Annotated in this window: 5 protein-coding genes; 4 read left to right on the top strand and 1 reads right to left on the bottom strand. The window is 36.9% G+C overall.

Annotated features, from left to right (window positions below; genetic code table 11):
* The coding region (locus BCU68_RS10640; protein WP_133126145.1) for a cadherin-like domain-containing protein at positions 1 to 987 on the bottom strand (987 nt) is incomplete at its 3' end.
* Positions 988 to 1,301: 314 nt separating this feature from the next.
* Here BCU68_RS10640 and BCU68_RS10645 point away from each other — a divergent pair.
* The 4 genes from BCU68_RS10645 to BCU68_RS10660 all read left to right on the top strand — a co-directional run.
* Positions 1,302 to 2,651 (top strand): HlyD family type I secretion periplasmic adaptor subunit, encoded by a 1,350-nt coding sequence (locus tag BCU68_RS10645; protein WP_102564737.1) that lies wholly within the window; start codon positions 1,302 to 1,304, stop codon positions 2,649 to 2,651.
* 33 nt (positions 2,652 to 2,684) lie between these two features.
* Positions 2,685 to 4,943: a response regulator gene (locus BCU68_RS10650; protein ID WP_102564738.1), complete on the top strand. Its 2,259-nt coding sequence runs from the start codon at positions 2,685 to 2,687 to the stop codon at positions 4,941 to 4,943.
* Positions 4,918 to 6,318: a TolC family protein gene (locus BCU68_RS10655; RefSeq protein WP_102564739.1), complete on the top strand. Its 1,401-nt coding sequence runs from the start codon at positions 4,918 to 4,920 to the stop codon at positions 6,316 to 6,318. The genes BCU68_RS10650 and BCU68_RS10655 overlap by 26 nt, the downstream gene beginning before the upstream one ends.
* 15 nt (positions 6,319 to 6,333) lie before the next feature.
* Positions 6,334 to 7,141 (top strand): ABC transporter transmembrane domain-containing protein (locus tag BCU68_RS10660; protein WP_347230767.1); only part of this gene is annotated, 808 nt, incomplete at its 3' end.

Consider the following 7,141-nt stretch of genomic DNA (forward strand, 5'->3'; position numbering starts at 1 on the left):
ACCATCTTCATCCATGGTGTAAGCTGTCGTGCCAGGTACTGGCGCATCATTGGTAGGAGTAACGGATATATCAATATTTGCAGGTACCGTGTCAGTACCATCTGTCACATTAAAATTAAGATCTACATCACCGTTAAAGTTTTCATTCGGTGAAAAAGTATAAGTGCCGTTACCATTATTCTGTAATACACCATCATTACCTCCATAACTAACACCTGCAACACTTAAATCATCACCATCGATATCGACAGCATTAGCTAGCAGTTGTTCATCTGTGAATAATAATGTCCCATCTTCTTCAATAGTAAAGGCTTTATCTTCAGCTTCAGGACCGTCGTTAGTGTTTTCTACCTTAATATTGAAGGTTTCACTCGTTGTCTCTGAGTCAAAGTCATCTTCTGTCTGAGCAACGGTTTCAGCACTGCTATCTTCAACATTAACGGCAAAATCTTCGCTGCTTGTTTCCGAATCAAAGTCATCGCCAGAAGATTCCGCTGCTGTTCCGGAAGGCGTAGCTGAAGTTTGCGCACCGGCTTGAGCCGCTTCTGTTTGACCTTCAGCATCTTGCCCACCATCAGAGCCTTCAACATCACCACCAACAGATTGAGCGCCCGCACCAGATTCTGAACCAGCGCTAGAATCTATATTTGTATCTTCTCCATCCGTTGCTGAGCTTGCTACTGTACTTGACTGAGTTGCACTAGATGAAGAATCACTATCTGAGCTTTCGGAAGCAACGGCGGCACCTGATGCTTCATCTGCATCATCACTAGAACCAGCTCCGCTAGCGCCTGATTCCATTGCTTGATTAGCATTATCGACAGCATCAGCACTTTCAGCACCCGTTGCGATCGTCGTTGCGATCGTATTTTGTTGATTCTGCTGGTTCTGCTGCTGTGAGGGAGTACCCGAGTCTGACGTTTCGACCTGTTCTACGGCATCATTAAGTTTGTTGTCTTGATCATTATTTTGGTTATTGTCAGCCATTGTAGCCTCCGATGCTTACAAAAAAAATTAATAGCTATATATGCATTAAAGTACATAACCACTAGGTAACAAGTTTTTTGCTTACTTTTACATCACGAAACACACAAGCAACAATCAAGCCTTGAAATTAAACAAAAAAAACGGATACTGTAAAAGAAATATTGAATTTAAATAAATTACTACTTAGCTATATAAATAGGGTATGAATCAAGTTTTCTGTGGGGTTATGATTCACCTCTTTAAGCCATTTTATTGAAATAAATAGCCTCCCACTGGGAAAATCTTCATCAGTGTTCGAGTTGTAGGATAAGTAAATGAGCAAAAACCAAATTGAGCAACACCTCAAGAAAGCACTTATATCTAATGGTTCAACTTCTGATGTCGCTATTGATGACAATGTTGTACTGGCTAGTGCTATGAGTAGTGTGCATAAGACTTTGCTTGCTATTTTTGCTGTGGTCATTATTGCTCTAGCTGTCGCCTCTCAAGCCAGGATAGATATCGTTGTATCAGTAAGAGGAGAGTTACTTTTAGAATCTGATATTGAAAAAGTACAACACTTAGAGGGTGGTATTCTTGAAGAACTACTCATAAGAAAAGGGCAAACGGTTTATAAAGGTCAACCTATCGCCAAAATTCGATCTCTCGATCGTAATAGTCAACTTGATACTTTGAATACCGAAATTATCCAGCTTGAACTTGATCGCATTCGCTATCAAAGTTTAAAAGATATGAAAAAGCCAGATTTTTCAGCTTACAGCGAGCACTACCCTGATATTGTTCTAACTAACCAAAATACCTGGCAACAAGAGTTCAATAAAAACAAATCCAATGAAGAGCTTATTCGCCATGATATACAGCATAAGCTTTCTCTGATTAAATCAATGAAAAATAGAAAAAAAAGCTCTAAATACCAGCTTTCTCTTATCAAAAAACAATTAACTATTAAACAAACGCTATACAAGGAAGAAATGGCCTCCTTCGTCGATGTTTTGAATATGCAAGTTCAAGAATCAAACATGGTAAGAGAAATCGAAAATCTAGATGAGTCTCTAATGAATGAAGATTTTCAACTAAGGAAATTAAAGAAGCAGCTGCAAGATTTGCTTGAAAATAGAAATTCCGAGTATCAGGCTCAAATAATTCAAGCAAATAAAGACCTAAAAATCAAAAGCATTCAACAGCCTCAGCACTCTGATAAAGTGGAAAGGTTAGTTGTTTATTCACCTATCGATGGTGTGATTGATAAAGTACACTTCAATTTCCATTCAGCCGTCATCCCTCCAGGCGAGAGTATTGCAGATATTGCACCGTTGAATAATACACTACATGGTGAAGCGAAAATCCCTCGTAAAGAGATGGGGTTTGTTGAAGTTGGTCAAAAAGTTAAAGTCAAATTTGATACTTACAATTTTGCTAAGTATGGTTTTCTTGAAGGTACGATAAGCTCAATTAGCCGATCATCTTATGAAGAAGAAGATACTCAATTTTATCTTGCAGAGATTCAAATAGATCGTAATTACCTAGAGCGTGCTGGAACAAAGTTCAACTTATCGCCGTATATGGAGTTTACTGCCGATGTTAAAACAGGATCGAGACGAGTTATCGAATATGCTGCCAAGCCTGTTATGTCAGCAATAGAAGATGCATTTGATGAAAGATAACTTTATTCGTACCCGTTTAATGAGAATGCTTCAATGACGGGTATGGTGAAACGAAGCAATATTTCACTTCCAGTACTAAAAATTAGTATTGCGATTGCGCTCATCTTATTTATGACCATTTCTTACCACTTATTTCGATGGTATAAAGCAGATACAATTAGTCAGCTTCGAACTACGACATTGATCATTGAAGCTCAAAAACTAAACCAGAGCATTCAATTTACCATCCAGCAACTTGAAATATGTTTATACAGTATCGAAGCTAAGTCGATGGTGAGTGAGAGTTGCAGTGATATACTTACCCAAGTAAATAGTCTTCAGGTACAAATTATTGAATTCAAAGGGCATGCATCAATAGAAAAGCAAAAATTTAGTTTGGTAGGAGCTGTCGAGTATTCAAAACTCTCCTTAGCACTGCAAAAATTCACTCAAGTTGAACACAATAAAGAGTCTCTTCTTAGCCTTTATATTTCACTGATAACCAACTATTTAGTTATTAATGATAATTATCGCAATTTATTTGAAATACGCACAAACGAGCTAGTTTCTGAAAAAAACGGTTATTATCTACAACTATTTTCAATCACTGCATTTACTCTCTTCATCCTTATTATCTCGAATGCTAGCGCTCTTTTAAAGCTTAAGCATTTTAATAAAAATGAACGCCATGTTGATGATGAGATGGCTAAATTATCGAATCAACTTAAATCCATGAATTCGACTAATATCACTAACTTACTTAATGATGTAAATATCGATCCACAATTACGCAAAATATACTCCTACTTAAAGGCTTTATTCTCTGGTATTGAGGAACAAAAACGCACTAATGACTTATATAAACAACTTTATGCTCTCATTGGTTATGAGATTAGAGGTATCACAACGACAATTAATGGCGGTGTTCAATATTTAGTTCAAGATGCCGATGAAAATGGCGTATTAATGGCACGAGATATTACTTCTGCTGCTAATACTCTTTCTGAGCTTGCTGAGAATTATAATCGATTAATCTCACAGGGCACTGAAAATAAAAGTAAAGATTTTTCTCTACTCACTCTCATTTCTGAGTTAATGGTTCACCTCAGCTCAAAAGTGCAGCGCAATGATGGAGAGATGGAGTGCTATATAGCTGATGATTTACCTAATAGAGTTGAGGGGCATTCAACAAGCTTATTCTGGGTTTTATTTTTACAGCTATCAAATGCTATTCAACTGAAGTCAGGAAAAAAACTATTTATTTCCGTAAAGTCGAGTGCTGCCGAAGATATTGAAAGAACCCGTCTCACTATCGCACTTAATTTCTTAACCAGTTTTGATGTTAAGTTAGATAAGCTTGATAAGTTGCATTGGAGTAAACATCAAAGCCAAATCAATTCAACGGATGATATGGCAAAAACAATTTTAACGGATAACAACTATTTTCAAACCCATTGGTATCAATCTGGAAATCAAGAACGATTTGAAATCCAGTTGGATATTAATGCTAAAAGCTTTCAGCAACAAGCTAATCGCTTAGATGATAAGCACTTACTTTTATGTGCTAGCAACCAGTTGCGTATTGATATTTTTAACAAATTATTCGGAGATTTGGGCTTAACAATAACAACTATTAATTCACCTAACGAACTGTTTAAAATGGTGAAAGAGTTTAAAAACTTTGATGGCATTATGTTAACCGATACATTCGATAGCGATAAGCTGCCCTCATTGGCTAAAACCATTAAGTCACAACTCAAAGCCGCTCCTGACACCAAACTACTACTCTCTGTTGCAAACAGTCAATTGGCACAAGAAAGCCATACGTTTGTTGATAAGATATTCCATACGCCCTATTTACCGTCTGAATTCATCCCTAGCCTAATCACAGCATTAGAATCCGAAGCAAGTGATGATAGCTTAGCTAGTTGCTCATTTATGATTGTTGAAGATGATAAGGTTCAACAAATACTCCTTAAACGTATTTTATCTAAACAAGAATATGAAGCTGAAACGGTTGGCGATGGTGCTGATGCCGTCGAAAAATTCAAGCAAAACCGCATTGATATTATTTTTATGGACTGCATCATGCCCGGAATGGGAGGCATTGAAGCGACACAATTAATTAGGCAGTTTGAAGTCGATAATGAACAATTCCCATGCACAATCATTGGCGCTACTGCACTGACAAGCCGTAGTGAACATCAAGCATGCATTGAAGCTGGTATGGATTACGTTATTAGCAAGCCATACAAAAGCGATGAAATCATTAAGGTGATAAATAAGTATGTGGCAGTTCAAAAGCTTAATTAGAACGAGTTTCTATACCCTATGTACCTTAACCTCTAGTCACTTAGCGGCAACGAGCTTATTGGAAGCGGTAAATCTAAGTTTAGAAAACAATCTTTCACTGCAAGCTAGCCAACTAGGTATTGAGCAAAGTGAATACAACATAGGTGTGAGTCGCTCGAAATTCTTGCCCTCGCTATCAGCAAGTGCAAGCACCACCTACAATAAAAATGAAACGATACTGAACCAAACACCCAATACTAAATCTAATTATAACTCTAATGACTACAGTATATCTTTGTCGCAATCTATTTTTAATATGAAAGATATATACCAATATGGAACCGCTAAGTTGGATTTTAGCATTGAACAATTGAGTCATGATAATAAGATTCAAACAACCATTTCTGATGTAGCAAGTAAATACTTTGAATACCTAAAAAGTAGTGCTCAAATAAGAGCAACGGAAGCCGAGTTAAAATCCTCATTCTCTCGTGAAGCCCAAATGAAACGTAATATTCAGTTGGGCAACACAGCTGCAAGTGAAATCTATGAAGTTATTGCCCAAAAAGAAGGTATTAACAATCGACTTCGTACGCTACATAAAGATCAAACGGTAACTCTCAATGATCTCGCGGCTTTAGTGCAATACCCTATTACTCCATCACAAGATATTTTTGATAGTGTCCCTTTAGAGCCGATTAGTGACAATGATAAGAATAATATTATTAGTGAAGCGATTAAACTAAATAATGACATCATGGTAGCAAATAAAAATCTTGAAAAAAGTCGCAGGGAGCTAAAAGAGAGCAGTGCAAACTTCTTACCAAGTGTTTCAATGTCTGCAAGTTATCGCTTTGATGATGCTAATAACTTCGATAGAACCGATCCGACAGCAACGGGTGATAGTAACTCTACCAGCGTTGGTCTTACCCTTTCTGTTCCTATTTACTCTGGTGGTTCTAACTATTATGACTATCAAAAATCTGCACTGGGAATAGAACGAAATGAAATTCTATTGAAAGATACGCTCGCTACCACAAAAAGCACCATCAATACAAGCATACTCAATATTAATGATTACTCTAGTTCTATTCTAATTTATGAAAATATTATTAGAGCCAATTACTCATCATATAGAGGCATCCAACGAGCTTACCAGTTAGGCACTCGAACTATCACGGATTTACTTGCGGCAGAAAGTAAGCTATTCAGTGCGCTACGTGATTATGAAAGTGCTCGCTATGATTACATAATAGAGATTATTAATTTAGAACAAATCAAAGGGCTATTAACCATCCAATCAATTGAAAGTACGATGAGCTTAATGGGTGATATTTCTAACCAAACAGACGATGAATTAGTGCCTAAGCATCTTTTATCGCCTCCAACATCATAAAGTGACGGAGGTTTTATGCAAACAGAACAATTCTCTCAAAAAATAAACTTTGCTGATAAGTGTTACCTAACCTTTTCAACGGTTATCTCAACCCTGTTTGGCTTGGTTTTGCCCTTCTCAATCTTAATTATTTTTGACCGAGTGTTACCAAATCAAGCAACGGATACATTATTTCTTCTCTTCGCCCTAATTTTAATTACTATCTATTTAGACTATTTATTAAAAGGACAGGAAGAACGAATTACCTCCGTTATCATGCGTCAATTTGAAACTAATTTAACCAATAAAGTCTTTCAATCTATCTGTTTGGCGGATATTTCAAAATTTCGCCGCCTAGAACCAGGGGAATACCTCGAACGTATTGCTACTATTCCAGAAATTAAAGCTTTCTTTGGCGGGGAGTCTGTCCGCGCACTCATCAACCTTGCCGTTAGTATTATTACAATTTTAATCATTGGATTAATCAACCTTGGTGCTGGTATCACTCTTGTCGTTGCCTCATTAATTTTAGCAATAACAGCAATGCGAATTTCATCGCAAAAAATAAACAGTTTATTAAGTAAGTCCGATATTGAAGGCTTAACCACATCCAAGATTATAGAGATAATCTCTAGCCCTCTTGATATTAAAGCTCGCAATATGGAGTATCGCGTTGAAAGTTTGATGACACAAATGATTGAGGAGCGTGAAGCTCAAAATGTAGCCTATGAACGGATAGAGTCTAACTTTGGCTTAATTCTATCGTTAATTCAGCAACTGTCTATTTCATGTGTTGTTGTACTTCTTGCTACTGCTGTTATTAATTTAGAATCCAGTCAAGGGA

It is taken from the genome of Vibrio sp. 10N.286.49.B3 (genome assembly GCF_002873395.1).
GTDB lineage: Bacteria > Pseudomonadota > Gammaproteobacteria > Enterobacterales > Vibrionaceae > Vibrio.

Bases quoted from the DNA above. Each gene is read 5' to 3' on its own strand.
- BCU68_RS10645 (WP_102564737.1), top strand. From the start codon at position 1,302: ATGAGCAAAAACCAAATTGAGCAACACCTCAAGAAAGCACTTATATCT.
- BCU68_RS10650 (WP_102564738.1), top strand. From the start codon at position 2,685: ATGACGGGTATGGTGAAACGAAGCAATATTTCACTTCCAGTACTAAAA.
- BCU68_RS10655 (WP_102564739.1), top strand. From the start codon at position 4,918: ATGTGGCAGTTCAAAAGCTTAATTAGAACGAGTTTCTATACCCTATGT.